General features: G+C 39.9%; 15 protein-coding genes. 5 read left to right on the plus strand and 10 right to left on the minus strand.

Going from position 1 to position 15636, the window contains the following annotated elements:
* The first annotated feature begins 159 nt into the window (after positions 1-159).
* Entirely contained in the window at positions 160-444 is a 285-nt protein-coding gene (locus QWT69_RS05820; protein WP_317969880.1) for a DUF6509 family protein, read from the plus strand.
* 67 nt (positions 445-511) lie between these two features.
* On the opposite strand, the gene QWT69_RS05825 is transcribed toward QWT69_RS05820, so the two are convergent.
* Complete coding sequence (locus tag QWT69_RS05825) at positions 512-2200, minus strand: methyl-accepting chemotaxis protein (RefSeq protein ID WP_317969882.1); 1689 nt, start codon at positions 2198-2200, stop codon at positions 512-514.
* A 270-nt stretch (positions 2201-2470) separates the two neighbouring features.
* On the opposite strand from QWT69_RS05825, the gene QWT69_RS05830 reads away from it, so the two are divergent.
* On the plus strand, positions 2471-3454 hold the full coding sequence (locus QWT69_RS05830) for an NAD(P)/FAD-dependent oxidoreductase (protein ID WP_317969884.1): 984 nt from the start codon (positions 2471-2473) through the stop codon (positions 3452-3454).
* Positions 3455-3518: 64 nt separating this feature from the next.
* On the opposite strand, the gene QWT69_RS05835 is transcribed toward QWT69_RS05830, so the two are convergent.
* From QWT69_RS05835 to QWT69_RS05845, 3 genes are all read right to left on the minus strand, one after another.
* Positions 3519-4625: a DUF1648 domain-containing protein gene (locus tag QWT69_RS05835; RefSeq protein ID WP_317969886.1), complete on the minus strand. Its 1107-nt coding sequence runs from the start codon at positions 4623-4625 to the stop codon at positions 3519-3521.
* Between the two features lie 4 nt (positions 4626-4629).
* Positions 4630-5007 carry a GntR family transcriptional regulator gene (locus QWT69_RS05840; protein WP_317969888.1) on the minus strand — a complete coding sequence of 126 codons (378 nt, stop codon included), beginning with the start codon at positions 5005-5007 and terminating at the stop codon, positions 4630-4632.
* A gap of 124 nt (positions 5008-5131) precedes the next feature.
* Complete coding sequence (locus tag QWT69_RS05845; protein WP_317969890.1) at positions 5132-6646, minus strand: polysaccharide deacetylase family protein; 1515 nt, start codon at positions 6644-6646, stop codon at positions 5132-5134.
* 565 nt (positions 6647-7211) lie between these two features.
* Here QWT69_RS05845 and trhO point away from each other — a divergent pair.
* Both trhO and QWT69_RS05855 read left to right on the plus strand, forming a co-directional pair.
* Positions 7212-8189: an oxygen-dependent tRNA uridine(34) hydroxylase TrhO gene (gene trhO / locus QWT69_RS05850; RefSeq protein ID WP_317969892.1), complete on the plus strand. Its 978-nt coding sequence runs from the start codon at positions 7212-7214 to the stop codon at positions 8187-8189.
* A 202-nt stretch (positions 8190-8391) separates the two neighbouring features.
* Positions 8392-8577, plus strand: coding sequence for a hypothetical protein (locus QWT69_RS05855; RefSeq protein WP_317969894.1), 186 nt, complete (start codon positions 8392-8394; stop codon positions 8575-8577).
* A gap of 84 nt (positions 8578-8661) precedes the next feature.
* On the opposite strand, the gene QWT69_RS05860 is transcribed toward QWT69_RS05855, so the two are convergent.
* Together QWT69_RS05860 and QWT69_RS05865 are read right to left on the minus strand one after the other, a co-directional pair.
* Positions 8662-9390 (minus strand): putative bifunctional diguanylate cyclase/phosphodiesterase, encoded by a 729-nt coding sequence (locus QWT69_RS05860; protein WP_317969896.1) that lies wholly within the window; start codon positions 9388-9390, stop codon positions 8662-8664.
* A complete protein-coding gene (locus QWT69_RS05865) occupies positions 9391-11019 on the minus strand; it encodes a bifunctional diguanylate cyclase/phosphodiesterase (RefSeq protein ID WP_317969898.1) in 1629 nt (542 codons plus the stop codon). It abuts the gene before it with no gap.
* Between the two features lie 217 nt (positions 11020-11236).
* On the opposite strand from QWT69_RS05865, the gene QWT69_RS05870 reads away from it, so the two are divergent.
* Positions 11237-12046, plus strand: coding sequence for a DUF368 domain-containing protein (locus QWT69_RS05870; protein ID WP_317969900.1), 810 nt, complete (start codon positions 11237-11239; stop codon positions 12044-12046).
* A gap of 9 nt (positions 12047-12055) precedes the next feature.
* Here QWT69_RS05870 and QWT69_RS17310 read toward each other — a convergent pair whose 3' ends face one another.
* From QWT69_RS17310 to QWT69_RS05885, 4 genes are all read right to left on the minus strand, one after another.
* Complete coding sequence (locus tag QWT69_RS17310) at positions 12056-12355, minus strand: DUF5658 family protein (RefSeq protein WP_431312319.1); 300 nt, start codon at positions 12353-12355, stop codon at positions 12056-12058.
* Positions 12356-12520: 165 nt separating this feature from the next.
* A complete protein-coding gene (locus QWT69_RS05875; protein WP_317969902.1) occupies positions 12521-14002 on the minus strand; it encodes a catalase in 1482 nt (493 codons plus the stop codon).
* Between the two features lie 320 nt (positions 14003-14322).
* Entirely contained in the window at positions 14323-14808 is a 486-nt protein-coding gene (locus tag QWT69_RS05880) for a DedA family protein (protein ID WP_317969904.1), read from the minus strand.
* Between the two features lie 15 nt (positions 14809-14823).
* Positions 14824-15636: a phosphatidylserine decarboxylase gene (locus QWT69_RS05885; RefSeq protein WP_317969906.1), complete on the minus strand. Its 813-nt coding sequence runs from the start codon at positions 15634-15636 to the stop codon at positions 14824-14826.

The following is a 15636-nucleotide window of genomic DNA, read 5'->3' on the forward strand; positions in this document are numbered from 1 at the left end:
TAGCGCGAAACATGTTCGCTATCTTCATTGTTCATGAAAGAAATGAGAAATGCAAAGGAAAAATGAAAACTTTCGAAAAATAAATGAGTTCAGTAAACATCCCTTTTCGGAAATATACTGTAGAATAAGAATGACTAACAAAATGTGAGGGTGATGAACATGGAGATTATAGAATATAGTGTTGTTGAAATGACCGATCCTACGGGAATCTTAACAGGTAAGCGGTATGAATTCCGTCTCTACGTGAAGTTTGACGAAGAGGATGAGTTGTATACGGAAGAGGGAACTGGCATCCGTGCCATATATGTCGTGGACGGCGATAATGAAAAAGTGGCTTCTTATCATTTATTTGACCGCAGTACTGAGAGTCGTCTCGATTTTGCGCTTGATGAAGATGAAGAGGCGGCACTTGCTGCCTTCTGTAAAGAGGAATTACCGGTGTAAGTGTCTTATAAAGAAGAAAAAGCGGAGCATATTGACATGCTCCGCTTTTTCGTTGAAATCTATTGAATTAAAACGTAAAACGGTTGACTTCCTTCTGCAAGTTCTCAGCAAGTCCCGCAAGTGTTTGTGAGCTTGTTGAAATTTCTTCATTGACCGCAAGCTGTTCTTCCGTTGCAGCACTTGTCTCTTGTGCTGTGAAAGCGGTAGATTCTGCAAGCTTGCGCACTTGGACAGCCGACTGGGAAATCGTTTCTGTCATGGTGCGAATTTGTTCTATCGCCTCTGTCACAGTCACTACGTTATCGTTTACTGCTTGTACAGAGTGCTCGATTTCGATGAATGTCTGTTTGGATTCTGCAGTCGCGGTCAAGCCGTCCTTCATGCTAACACTTCCGGAATCAATCGCTTGTACAGCAAGCTTTGTAGCCTCCTGGATGGAATGAATCATATGTCCAATCTCTGCTGCTGACGATTTTGATTGCTCTGCCAAGTTGCGGACTTCTTCAGCGACAACAGCAAAGCCTTTCCCATGCTCTCCTGCTCGTGCTGCTTCAATTGCAGCATTCAGTGCTAAAAGATTCGTCTGCTCGGAAATAGCAGTAATGAGTGACGTCACTTGCTGGATCTCGTTGGATTGCTTAGCCATTGACTGAATAATGACCGCAGCTTCTTGGATAATAGTGTCTGTGTGTGTCATTTGTCCTGAAAGCTCCTCAACTGTGGACGATCCCGTACTAACATGTGCAATAACGGTGCGCATTGCTTCAAGCATATTCGTGTTGCTTGCTGCAATCTGATTTACATCCAATGTCAATCTGGAAACGGACGTAACGGTTTCTTCAACCAGTTCGGATTGGTCTTCACTGTCCTGCATATTTTTCTGTGAAGAGGATGCTACCATTTCTGAAGAAGCAAGACTTTCTTCGGAACTTGCCGATAGTTGTTCGGCCTGTGCTGCAAGCTGATGCGAAGAAAAGCGAATTTGTTCAAGCAGACTTCTTAAATCGTCGCTCATCTGATTGAAAGCATTGGCCATCAAACCGATTTCATCTTTGTTTTTGATTGTAACGTGTTCGACAGTCAGATCACCGTCAGCAATACGTTCCATTGCTTGAGTTATCGTTCTGACCGGTGCTCCGATACTTCTGCTAATCTTAGCTGCAACAATGAGAGAGATGATAATTGCAGTTGCAATGAATAGTAAAGTAAGTATATGAATGAAGTTCGTCAAATCTGCGATTTCATCCCGTGATTGCTTCATCTCTTTGTATTGCCGATCTTTCAATTCGGTCGCTTTTTCCATGATTTGAAGATTGACAAGATTTGCTTCTCTTAAAAGATTGCGGTTCTGTGTATCATTTGCTCGCATGAGACTGTAACTGAGTTCATCTACAAGTTCACTGAACTCTACATGCAACACGCTGATTTCGTCGACAATTTCCTTGTTCGCAGAACTTGTGAAGGAATCATCAAGGCGGTCAATAAGCTCTGTAGCCTGCGCAGAAGATTCATCACGTTGCGCAACGAATTCCTGCGTCTTGAAAAGAACATAACTGCTTATTGCGATGTATCTTTCTTTTTGAGCACTAATCAATTCATCAGACAAATTGACCTTATGTGCCCGGTCATCGAGCAACATAGCATACTCATCGTTCAATTTTTTCGTGGCGAAGTAGGAAGACCCCCCCATTATTAGCATAATCGCTAAAAGGATAGAAAACCCTGTCCAAATCTTTTTTGTTACAGATAACCTCATGTCATTCGAACCCCCTGAATCTAATCTATACAGTACGTATAACCTATTATACTAGTTTGAGAAAATAATACTATAGAAAGATTACAAAAGTTAAGCGCTTTCAAAAAAATAACAACGAAATTTTGTATATAATGTAAAAATGGGTTTCATATAAAACAGATTATGTGATTTTTATTGAAAAATAGTAGATAATGTGTAGAGTAGAAATAAGGAATCAGAAAAATATTTTTCTCGGAAAGATTAAATTCATAGAAACAGGAGTGTTCATAGATGAATAATGAAATCGTCGATATTACGATTATTGGTGGGGGACCCACAGGCTTGTTTGCTTCCTTCTATGCAGGTATGCGTGAAATGTCCGTAAAAATAATCGACAGCCTTCCGCAACTTGGCGGCCAGCTGATCGAATTGTATCCTGATAAATATATATATGATGTTGGAGGATTTCCGAAAATTCTTGCTAAGGATCTCGTCGCTAATCTTGTCACGCAGGCACATTACGCAAAACCCGAAATTCTGCTAGGTGAAACAGCGATGTCCGTTACACGTGACGGTGATCATTTCATCTTGACGACTGATAAAGGTACGCATTTAACCCGTACAATCTTGTTGACTGCTGGTATCGGTGCTTTCCAACCGCGTAAGATCGGTTTACCTGAAGAGACCCATTTTGAAGGGAAGACCTTACATTACGGCATCAAGGATCTCAATTTATTTAAAGATAAAAATGTTTTAGTATGTGGCGGAGGGGATTCTGCTGTGGACTGGGCGATGATGCTCGAAGACATAGCGGCGAATGTCTCACTAGTTCACAGACGGGAACGTTTTACGGCCCATGAAACGAGTGTCAATCAGTTACTGTCATCGAAAGTGAACGTCTATACTTCCCGAGGAGTCAAGACCATTCTTGGAGAAGATGGCACTGTAAGTGAAGTTATTATTACTCAGAAAGATGGTACGGAAGAAACGATAGCAGTCGATCATCTTATCGTGAATTATGGCAATATCTCTTCTCTTGGTGCTATCAAAGAATGGGGACTTGAAATGGATCGCAATTCCATTCTCGTTAATTCGCGAATGGAAACAAATATTGAAGGGATATATGCAGCAGGTGACGTCACGAATTATGACGGCAAGGTTAAACTGATTGCTGTAGGTTTAGGCGAGGCGCCAATCGCTGTAAACCATGCAAAAGCGCATATTGACCCGAAAGCAAGACTTCAACCATTGCACAGTACAAGCGTATTCAACTAATACACATCTATAAAATAGGTAGAGCAGGGGATTTTTCTCCTGCTCTACCTATTTTTGTTACAAATTATAACAGTAACGAAATAACCAAAATGATAATTAATGGAATGAAAATCACAAGATAGCCAATCGGATTTCCGAAGTTCAATGTCCAACCAACTCCAAATCTTTTTTCAACGAATATAGAAGGATCCTTGCGGTTTACATAAAACACGCCAGCCTTCCAATAAGTATCTTCATCCGTATCCGTTATGCCAGGCGCTTGTTGATCGATAACTTCAACATTGACCCGCGCTCCGCCCTGCCCGACTTTAAAAGCATATAATGCGGTTATCAATAAAATGATGACAAAAGATCCTAAAGGTACAGTCATCATAAGGATAGGACCCACAAGAGTGCTATGAATTGTTGTCAATTGGAAAAAACCGAAAAGAATAGTAAGTAGAATCGTAAGGAAAAACAAAAGCCAGCTTGTATACTTTCTAAAAGTTAATTGTTGAATCCGTGATGAATTTCTTTTTGCGACATTCAATTTTATGCCTGACTTTTTCGTGAATATATTGATGCTCAACATCATGAGTTGCATGGTTAGAAGAATTAATAAAAGTGCAACAACTGAAAAAGGATTCTTCTCACTAAAAGCATCTGGTGTACCATTTGGACCCCAGTGTGTAGGAATTAAATCAGGCATTATGGAATATTGTGTACCCGTATAAGCGATTAAGCCAATCGTAATAAAGATTGGTAATACAAAGAAAAGGGAAGGTAACATTTCATCGGCTGATCGGGTCGACAGATCAGCGATGCGAACTTTTTTTAAATCCGAACCCCAATTATTATCTCTTTTTCTATTAGTTGTTTTAACATGAAAAATGAGATAAAGGACCATACTTATGAGTAATAACAAAAATTGAATAAGTAATGCTCTGAATACCACAGTTTCTTCATCCAGATAGTCGGATGAACTGAAAGTCATAAAGTATATCAAACCTATCAGTCCAGAAAGGAAGATAATGGCGGAATATGTTTTTTTATAATTTGCGAGAACAGGATCAGATGCATTTTCTTCCGGGATTGTTACGCCAAAGACAACTGACTTTTTGAGTAAAAAGGGTATTGCTGCCTGCATGATCGTTAAAAAAGAAATGATAACGAGAAATAAGATGAAAACCATATGTTTAGCCCTCCTTATATTCTGAAAACAGTAATGAAGCTAGCGATACTATTTCTTCTTCTTGCATACCATAAACGATGGATTCGGCAATAATTGGTTTCAATAGTTGTGTTATAGTGGAAATTTGTTGTTCGGTTGGTATTTTTAAATCGTTGACGACAGCGCCAGACTTCGGAATGATTTTTAAGATGTTTTTGCGTTCAAGCTCATGATACGCTTTGTTCACGGTATGCATGTTGACACCGAGATCGGCAGCTAATGAGCGGACGGAAGGTAAAGGCTCATTAGGCTTTAATATGCCAGCCGCTATCAATCCGATTAGTTGGTTGACTAATTGTGTGTATATAGGAATGTCAGAAGTCGTTTCAATTTCAATAAACATTATTGCGGCCTCCATTCTGTTCTAATGTTATTATAACAGAGATAGAAGTATGCATGCAAAAAAAGAAAACGGTCAGAGAAGTATTCTCTTGACCGTTTTCTTCTTTATTGAGGATATATGGTACTCATCGGTTGTTCAATTCGGCAACCGTCACAAATGAATATCCTTCTTTTTCTAAATAAGTGAGCACGCTATCAAGCCCATCTGCTGTCGATTGATGAATGTCATGCATTAAAATTGTGCTGCCATCTTTCGTGTTTTGCTGGATAATTTCTAGTAGTTTGTTAGCATCTCTGAATTTCCAATCCAATGTGTCGACATCCCATAATACGACAGGCATCGAAGTCTGATTACGAACATTTTTATTGACCGCTCCGTACGGAGGTCTGAATGACTGCGGTTTTTCACCGGTCACATTTTCAATAATTGACGATGTGTTGTTGATTTCTTTGCTAATGCGATCTGCGCTCAATTTAGTAAGGTCTGCGTGATTCCAAGTGTGGTTTCCTAACTCATGTCCAGCCGCCTGTACTTCTTTCGCGACCTCTGGATAGTATTCGACCCTGCTGCCCAACATGAAGAAAGTCGCTTTCGCATCATGTTTCTTCAAGACATCAAGTATTTGTCTTGTCACTTTTGGATCAGGTCCATCATCGAAAGTGAGTGCAACGACTTTTCCTGCAACTGGCGGTGTTTCGGTAGTTGAATCTCCTTTAGAAACAGGTTCATCAACATTCTTGCTACCATCATCTGTACTTTGCTGATCGTCTACCGTTTCTTCAGTGGAAGGTTTGTCAGCTATTAAACTCTGATCCTTCTCAATTTCAGGTTTAAACTTATCGGATAACAGACCTCCAACATCCTCGATTGGCAACCGGATAATTGTGGGTCCAAGGATCTTCTCGGCAATAGTATTTTCATCAAAATAGAAAATAAGAGCCTCATCTGAAATTGCATAATTACTATAGTTTTTCCAGAGTGAGGCAGTGTGCGTATCAATTTCATCTTGCAATAGATGCTCCGTCAGTGAATCATCGTGCTCAATGGCATTACGGACTAATGACGCCACCTTATCCAATTTGTTCGAGTCATGGTCGAGTAGATCCACTAGTGTGAAACTCTCTCCACTTTCAGGTGCCAAATGGAAAGAACGGATTTCCATTGAGCCTAGAGTATTCTCCCCGACATTACTAGTCGTTACAAATACAAACGAATAGTTTCCTGAATGATGGCTGATCGTTTCAAAAGAAATGTTCAATTCTCCAATGACATTTTCGTCGAGCTTTCTTTCCTTGTTGATGAGATCGATATAATTTGTCTGTGCCTTTGTAATATATTCCACAATTTCTTCATTGAAAGAGTTATGTAAGCTTTGCGGGTACTGAATGGCAAAAGGAGCATTAAGGTCATTTGAAGTCTTTGTCACGATTTTGACACCAGGATAATTGGAATCGATTTCTTCAATGAGAACGGGTGGATTTGAGTTGACTTTCTCTTTTTGCGGCACTTCTGTCGCTTCTTGTCTCTTTTCCGATGAAAATAACAGAAGAATAGTAGATAGTGTCAATAAGATAATAGTGATGGAGAATGTGATATCAATCCAGACATTGGAACGAAACTTACGGTTTGTTTTTTTCATGTTGCTGAACTCCCTTTGTTAGATGCTAGTTTTCTGTTTAATGATCAATTGATCTTCCTGTAATAATAGACGGACAGGTAAGGGAAATAGTTTGAAAGATGTCGATTCTTGTATCTTTCTAGTATACAACAATTTCTCTATAGATTGAGTGGAATAAAAAACATTGGTGCGTATATACTATGCGGTCTGAAAATGTATGGATAAAAAGATTTAGGGTTTTCCCGCTTTTTCATACTATGCATTTATGGTATACTGTCTGATGCCTGGATCTTGCAAATACAGGTGAGTTTTTATCTTCATTCAGCAGAAGACGCCCGACTACACAGGTTTGGTATGTATTCCGTTTTCACTTTATTGTTCAGTAAGTGTTAAGCGGCTGTTAAACGAAGATAAAGCCTCCGGCGGATGTCACAGATTTTTCAACTGAATGAATCGAGCCTGCCCGATTCAAAATCTGGACGCGATTACGCCAAGGCGTAATTGATGTGTTTACAATCGAATATTGTTAAACCGATCTAGCTGTTATTTCTATTGCAAAGAAAACAAACAGAAGGTGGTCGAAGAAATGGAAACAGGAGCATATCGGATATTGTTGTACTATAAATACGTACACATTGAAGATCCGGAAACGTTTGCTGCCGAACATTTGGCATTTTGTAAGGAACTAGGATTGAAAGGTCGAATTCTTATCGGTGAAGAAGGCATTAATGGTACATGTTCAGGCACAGTCGAACAGACGAATGCTTACATGGAAATGATGCATAGCGACGAGAGATTCAAAGATCTTTGGTTTAAGATTGATGAAGCGGATGGACACGCATTCAAGAAAATGCATGTGCGTCATCGCGATGAAATCGTGAACTTGAACCTCGAAGATGATATTAACCCGTTGGAATTGACTGGTGAATATTTAAAACCTGAAGAATTTTTCAAACAGATGCAAGACGAGAACACAGTTGTGTTCGACACGAGAAATGATTATGAGTATGATCTTGGTCATTTCAGAGGTGCAATCCGACCAGATATTGAGAATTTCCGGGATCTTCCTGAATGGGTCAGGGACAACAAAGAACTTTTCGAAGGTAAAAAAGTTCTTGCATATTGCACGGGCGGCATCAGATGTGAGAAGTTCACAGGTTGGATGAAGCGAGAAGGATTTGACGACGTTGCACATCTTGAAGGTGGAATTGTCACGTATGGTAAAGATCCGGTAGCAAAAGGTCAGCTATGGGATGGTCAGTGTTATGTATTCGACGAAAGGATTGCGGTGCCTGTGAATCAGGTGGAGCATGTTATAGTCGGCCGTGATCATTTTGACGGAACACCTTGCGAACGCTATGTGAATTGTGCAAATCCTGAATGTAATGCTAAAATCCTTTGCTCTGAAGAGAATGAACATTTATATATGAGAAGTTGCTCAGATGAATGTCGGGTGCATCCTCGCAACCGTTATTTCACAGAGAATTCCTTGACGGTCGAAGAGTTTGACGAACGTCTTGCGAAAATTGAAGAGGTACGCAGTGAAACAGCTGTAACAAACTAATAGACACATATAAGAGCCAAAGCGGTTTACGTATCGCTTTGGCTTTTTGGTTATTTAGAAAATCTATCACAAGGTATTTAGCATAAAGTAATTGCCTTGCTGTTGTGCGCATACCCTCCGTACTGCTAATTCTCCCGCGTATGCTAAGGGAGAGGGATTTGGAGATTCCTTGCTAATTGAAGTACCGGAGGGGGGAATGGACATGTTGTTTTATGAAGATGAGATACGGAAAGTAAGTAAAATTGTCGGTCCCGATGGATGGAGCACGATGCGATTGCAAGATCCGCGTGTAAATGGTCAATTACGCAAAGATCAGATGACGAGGGAAGCAGAAGCGAAGAACGTAGCTCATCGTCGAAAACGTTTATTAAACGGTTATGACTGGTGAATTCATACAGCATAAATGATTTCTCCTAATAAAGTACTAAAAAAGCGGCGAATCGTTCACTAGGAACGATTCGCCGCTTTTTACTCATTGTACAAATTCAATTCTAGACTGTTTGAGAAGAGGCAGTACCTCAGTAGGAGGTAGTGGTTTAGAATAGAAGAAACCTTGTACATAATTACAGTTTTCCTTTTTTAACCATTCGACTTCTTCGTATTGTTCGACGCCTTCCATCAGTACCTGGAACTTCAAATTATGTCCAAGTTGAATGATTGAGCGTACAATCGCTTCTTGTTCGACATCTCCAAGGACGTTTTGTAAAAAAGAACGATCAATTTTTAGTGTGTTAATCGGAAGTTGTTTTAAAACACTGAAAGACGAATAACCTGTTCCAAAGTCGTCCAGTGAAATTTGAATGCCAAGGTTTCTAATTTGATTTAAAACCTTATTCGTTTTTTCTTCAAATCTGAAAGAGGAGGACTCTGTTATTTCTAATTCTAAATACTGTGGGTCCATATTGGTTTCTTCTAAAATCTTCACTAACGATGAATAAAAGTCATCCTTTGTCAATTGAATCGGTGAGATATTCACTGCGACAACGGGGCGGATTTTGTGCTTCACATTCCAGTGGACCCATTGCAAACATGCTTCTTTTACTACCCAATCGCCAAACTTATGGATAAAACCTTTCTCTTCCGCTATTGGGATGAATTCAACAGGTGAGACAGAACCGAAAACGGGGTGCTGCCATCGTAACAGAGCTTCCACTCCATCAATACTACCTGATTGTAATTTTACTTTTGGCTGATAATGCAACTACAACTCACCATTTTCAATGGCCGTTGATAGTGCATTTTCGATTTGCAACATCCGGTAATGCTTTTCTTGGAGTATGAAGTTAAATGCAGTTGTTTGGTTTTTACCATTCTTTTTAGATTCTAACATTGCCCAATCGGCAAATTGTATCAATTCGGCAGTAGTAGATGCTTCATTGGGATACGTACAAGTTCCTGCGCTTACTGTTATCGTGCTGCTTAATCGATTTAGTATAATTGGATTTCGGATTGCAGTGATCGTATTCTCTGCAATTGTCTGGATTTTTTGTACCCGATCACCTTTAACGAGTATGACAAACTCATCACCTTCGACTCTCGCCAGAAAATCATCAGTTTCTAAAGTTGCTAGTAATTTGTCGGATACAATTTTCAATAACTGATCCCCAACATCATGTCCCAATGTGTCATTGGTGAACTTCATTCGATCAATATTAAGTTTGATACACCCAATTGCTGCTGATGATCTATTCCACTCATCTAGAATTATGTGCAATTTATGGCGGTTAGGCAAGTTAGTAAGCGGATCGTGATAGGCCATAAATGTAATTTGCTGCTCTCTTAAAATTCTTTCCGTTATGTCACTGATGAACCATAAATAATGATTCATCTCTTCATCAAGAACAGGTCTGCGTTTTACGTCAAAGATAATCTTCTCAATTTCAATCTGCCGATTTAGGCTTTCTCCGGAACCAATTGAAAAGTCAGGATGATAGTTAGCTATGCTCGGGTAATGTTTTTCAATTCCTGCATCTCTCATCAATTGCTGGAAAGTTGAATTAGTATGGAGAATCATTCCATGCTGATCCGTTATAACAATTCCGTCAGCGACTGAATCCAGGAGTATGTTTTGAACTAGTCCTCGTTTCCGCCACATACGATCGAATGTAATGGTAAAGAAAAATAGAGTGAACATGAGTAGTGTCACACCCGCTACAATCCATGCTAGGAGAGTTGAATTCATAGTTGCTCTAAAATCTTCAATCTCCCGACTGTTTGAAAAGTCTGCTGCCGCCATTCCGGTATAATGCATACCTGTAATAGCAATCGCCATAATCAATGAAAAAACGACTTTTAATTTCCAAGACATTTTTTTACGTGCATAAGGAGATAGAAAACCAATCCATAACGCGGCCCAAGAAGCAAAAATTGCGATGGCTACTGAAATGAAGAATAATAATGGATTATATGTAATAACAATGGGGTTAATGGCGATCATGCCTACGTAATGCATGGATGCAATCCCGGCACCCATTAATAATCCTGCGAGCAGGAAACGTTGTATACAATAATCTTTTGTTGCGAGCAGATAAAAGCCTGCATAACAACCGATAATCGCTATAAAGACTGAAATGATCACGAGCGTTGTATTATAAAATACAGGGACAGGAAAATGGTAAGATAACATAGCGATGAAATGCATTGACCATATACCTGTCCCGAGTGTCGCGCCTCCGGATATCAGCCAGAAAAACTTTGCGTTACGACCGGAAGCAGAAACTCTTTTCGCAAGATCAATTGAAGCATAAGCTGAAATTGTCGCTATGAGATAGGAGAGGATAACCAGATAGGGATTATGATAAGCGTGCATTTCTAAAATTGAATGATCCACTTCTGACACCTCTGAATTTATTGTATACAGTGTATATCGGTTTAAATGAAGTGAATATAAGTTAAGAAACTACACAACCAATTTCAAATAGAATAAAGATTGCAAAACAACTCGCTTTGTCTAATAAAGTATTCGGACATTGCATTTAATATGGTTCAGCTATATTGGAAAATGGTATACTACTCTCATTGACACACTAATTGGAGGATCAACAGTTATGGAATGGAAAAATATTTATCGTGGATTCTTAATGGGAGTCAGCGATTTGATTCCAGGTGTAAGTGGCGGAACAATTGCGTTCCTTCTTGGTATATATGATCGGTTATTAACATCGATCAGCGGTTTTTTCAGCCGTGAATGGAAAAAGCATCTTGGTTTTTTAGTCCCCTTGGCAATTGGGATGGGTATTACAATTGTAGTTTTTAGCCGAGTCATCGACTATTTATTGAAAAACTATGAACAACCGACACATTTCTTCTTTATCGGTTTAATCATCGGTGTCATTCCGTTCATTACCAAACAGGCGGGTGTGAAGAAAAACTTCAAAATTGGCCATTTTCTATTGCTCTTTGTTGTGGCTGTAGCGTTGGCAACGACAAATTTCATCAAACCTGTCGACGTGACAGTGATTACAACATTGAGTTTTCAAAATGCGCTAGGATTGTTTTTTGCTGGTTGGCTCGGAAGTATGGCGATGCTTTTGCCTGGAGTGAGCGGTTCTTTTATCCTGTTATTGCTTGGCGTCTATGCAACTGTGATAAATGCGTTATCGACGTTTAATTTGCCGATTATCATCACTGTCGGGGCAGGAGTGGCGGTTGGGTTTATCGTTAGTAGCAAGGCGATTCATTATTTGTTGACCCATTATACACACAGCATGTTTGCTGTTATCATAGGCCTCATTATTGGCTCAATTGTTGTCATTTATCCAGGATTGCCGGAAAGCGGAACGCCATTTGTCATGAGCATCATTGCATTGATTATGGGACTTATCGTTGCCAACATGTTCGACAATGTTAAACAGTAAGCGTTTAACTCATCTGAATGCAGCGATAATGACAACCCAGTAGATATGCAAGCTAAGAACGAATAAGTAAAGTATGAGAGAGAAAATGGTCATCTGCCTAATAACTGTAGAGGGTTTCATGAAATATACCATTATCAACAGGGAAGTCGGCAGTAGAATCTTAAACGCATAAAATCCGATGATACTCCAGTTGTAAATGAGGCTCATGAATGGGTTTGCTTCTTGTATGTGACCTTGACGAATACCAAAATCCGTGAAAAATGTATCGATTACACATAGGCATACGAGAAGAAAGCATGAATGCACCATTGTATTCTTCCTTACGGGTTGTGCTGTGTTGACAGTTTCCAAGAAATCACACTCCAGACATATTAATACGTATGTCAAATAGGATATGGAGTTTTGTCCTTGTTTATTCAATCTGTTACAACCAAATAGAAACGCCGACGAATTTTCGTCGGCGTTTCTTATTTATTATTCGGGAAAGACATCGTTCATAGGGATATTCAATGCGGCTGCTACACCTTCACCGTAGGCAGGGTCTGCCAGGAAACAATGTTTGATATGACGGTGCTTAATGTGATCCGGAGCATCTGCCATATTACGGGCTGTGTTGCCGAATAGCACTTCTTTTTGAGCATCATCCATCAAGTTGAATAGTTTTCCAGGTTGTGTGTAGTAATCATTATCGTCTTCGCGGAAATCCCAATGGGCCGCATCATCGTAAATTTTTAAAGGCGGTTCTTTGAAATCTGGTTGCTCTTTCCATTCACCGTAGCTGTTTGGCTCGTATGGCGTTCTGCTTCCGTGGTTGCCGTCTACACGCATTGCACCATCTCTATGGAAGCTATGGAACGGACATTTCGGAGCGTTGACAGGAATCTGATGATGATTGACGCCAAGACGATAGCGTTGTGCATCGCCGTAAGAGAACAATCTTGCCTGCAACATTTTGTCAGGTGAGAAACCGATGCCCGGTACGATAGCAGCAGGTGTGAATGCAGCCTGCTCAACTTCAGCGAAATAGTTTTCAGGATTGCGGTTCAATTCGAATTCGCCAACTTCAATAAGAGGGAAGTCACCTTTGTACCAAACTTTTGTTAAGTCGAACGGATTATAAGGCATGTTCAGCGCTTGCTCTTCAGTCATCACTTGGATGTACATCTTCCATTTAGGGAAGTTGCCGTTATCGATACTTTCCAACAAGTCTCTTTGGTGGGTTTCACGATCTGAACCGATCAAATCAGTCGCTTCAGCATCCGTCAGGTTTTCTATTCCTTGTTGGGAACGGAAATGGAACTTGACCCACACTCGTTCATTCGCAGCATTAATCATGCTGTACGTATGGCTACCAAATCCGTGCATATGACGATATGTCGAAGGTATACCACGGTCACTCATAACGATAGTGACCTGATGCAAAGCTTCGGGAAGGGATGTCCAGAAATCCCAGTTGTTTGTAGCGCTTCTCATATTTGTACGGGGATCACGCTTGACGGCGTGATTCAAATCAGGGAACTGCAACGGATCACGGAAGAAGAATACGGGTGTGTTATTTCCAACCATATCCCAGTTTCCTTCTTCGGTATAGAATTTAAGGGAGAATCCTCTAATATCACGTTCAGCGTCAGCTGCACCGCGTTCTCCTGCAACAGTGGAAAATCGTGCGAATAATTCCGTCTGTTTGCCGACTTCAGAAAACAGTTTCGCTCTAGTATATTGTGTAATGTCATTTGTTACGGTAAAAGTACCATAAGCCCCGGACCCTTTTGCGTGCATCCGTCTTTCTGGAATGACTTCACGATCGAAATGGGCAAGTTTTTCAATAAGCCACACGTCCTGCAAGAGAACCGGGCCTCTTGGACCTGCTGTCATGGAATTTTGGTTATCTACTACAGGAGCGCCTGCGGCTGTAGTCAATTTGTTTTGAGAATGATTATTATTATTATTCGTCATTGATATGCCTCCTACTAGTTATATTCTGTTATCTACACTACTAATTATACCATAGGCGTTTATTGAATACTAGCCTTATTTATAATTATTATTGATAAGTAATCAATATCGTTTAAGAAAGATATTAAACTGTGTGCACTTTAAAAAGAATAATATATAGTGAAACTATTTATAGAATTGGTATTGAAGTCTTAGAATTCAGTATACACAATTTATTGGAGATGAAAAAGTATAACGATTATTCTGTTGTTGGGTACATCTTCTGTAAATCTAAAAAAGAGTGCCGCATTTGTGAATAAATCACATTCGCGGCACTCTTTTTAAAACGGTAGTTTCATAAGGTATCCAATTGACAGGAATGTTATTGAAGAAATAAAGGTGCCGATTGCTGCAAATAGCAGATATCTGCGTATACCCATACCTGAACTTCCCGACAGATAGCAAACGAGATGGCGCATGCCTGGTACAAAGTAACCGAGAGTGACAGCCCAAGAGCCGTATTTGTCAAACCAGTTGTCAACACGTTGAAGCCGTTTAGGCGACAAGCTTATCCATTTCCCGTATTTCATGAGGAGAGGTTTTCCAACGGTGCGTCCGATAGTATAAGTGAATATCGTACCGGTCATAACACCAAGGACAGTTATGATAGCAGATAACTGATAGTTAAGTGCGCCGGTCGAAGATAAGTGACCGATGAACGCCACGACGATTTCGTCAGGCAAGGGTACTCCGAAAATACCAAGTGCAAGAAAAAAGAACACAGCAAAGTACCCGTAATGTACAACAAACTCTTGAAAATGGTACATTTCAACCCCTCAATCTTAGCTAGTAGTTTGAATTTCTCCGAAGTCATGGGGTGTCAGCCATTCTCCAACCGATTGTCCCACTACGACTTCACTGTCTGAATGTACAGTCGGTTTGAAGGAATCGTTTTTCTCTATTAAAAGGATGACAGTTGAACCGAACGAGAAATGTCCAAACTCATCACCTTTTGTGCAGACTGTTGAAGAGTCATTAATATGGATGCTGTTCACATTTAATGCTCCGACTTTGATCATTGCAATTTTACCATGTTTAGAATTGATTTCGGAGATTATCCGATAATTTGTTTCAAATGGACGATCTCCATAATTTAAACCAAGATTATTAACAGGATAGGAAGTGCTGCCAAGCGCATACCTGTTCATTAATTGACCGTCAACCGGATAGTGAAAGTGATGATAATGACTGGGAGAAAGATAAAAAATATAAAAGAATCCATCTTTATAGGGATTTGCTCTCTTTTCATCTCCCATAATTTGTTTTATACTATAAGAATGATCCTTTATGAAAAAGGTCTGATCGTCTTTGATTTTGCCAGCCGCATTAATATGTCCATCTACTGGTGAACTCAGTTGCGTCGGATCTATGTTAATTGCCCGTGAACCTTCTTTCAAGTTTCGCGTAAAATAAGCTTGTAAGCTTTCGTAATGACTGATTGGAAATTCCGCTTCCTCTTCATTAATACGATATGTTCTAGAGAATGGTTTTATAAGCTTGCGGCTTACTGTTGAACTTGTAATTGTTTTTAAGATGGAAGAGGAAACCGGATGTCCGGTCAATTCCGTAAAGTATTTGAATACTGTTTTTCTCAT

Source organism: Sporosarcina oncorhynchi (genome assembly GCF_033304615.1).
Lineage (GTDB): Bacteria > Bacillota > Bacilli > Bacillales_A > Planococcaceae > Sporosarcina > Sporosarcina oncorhynchi.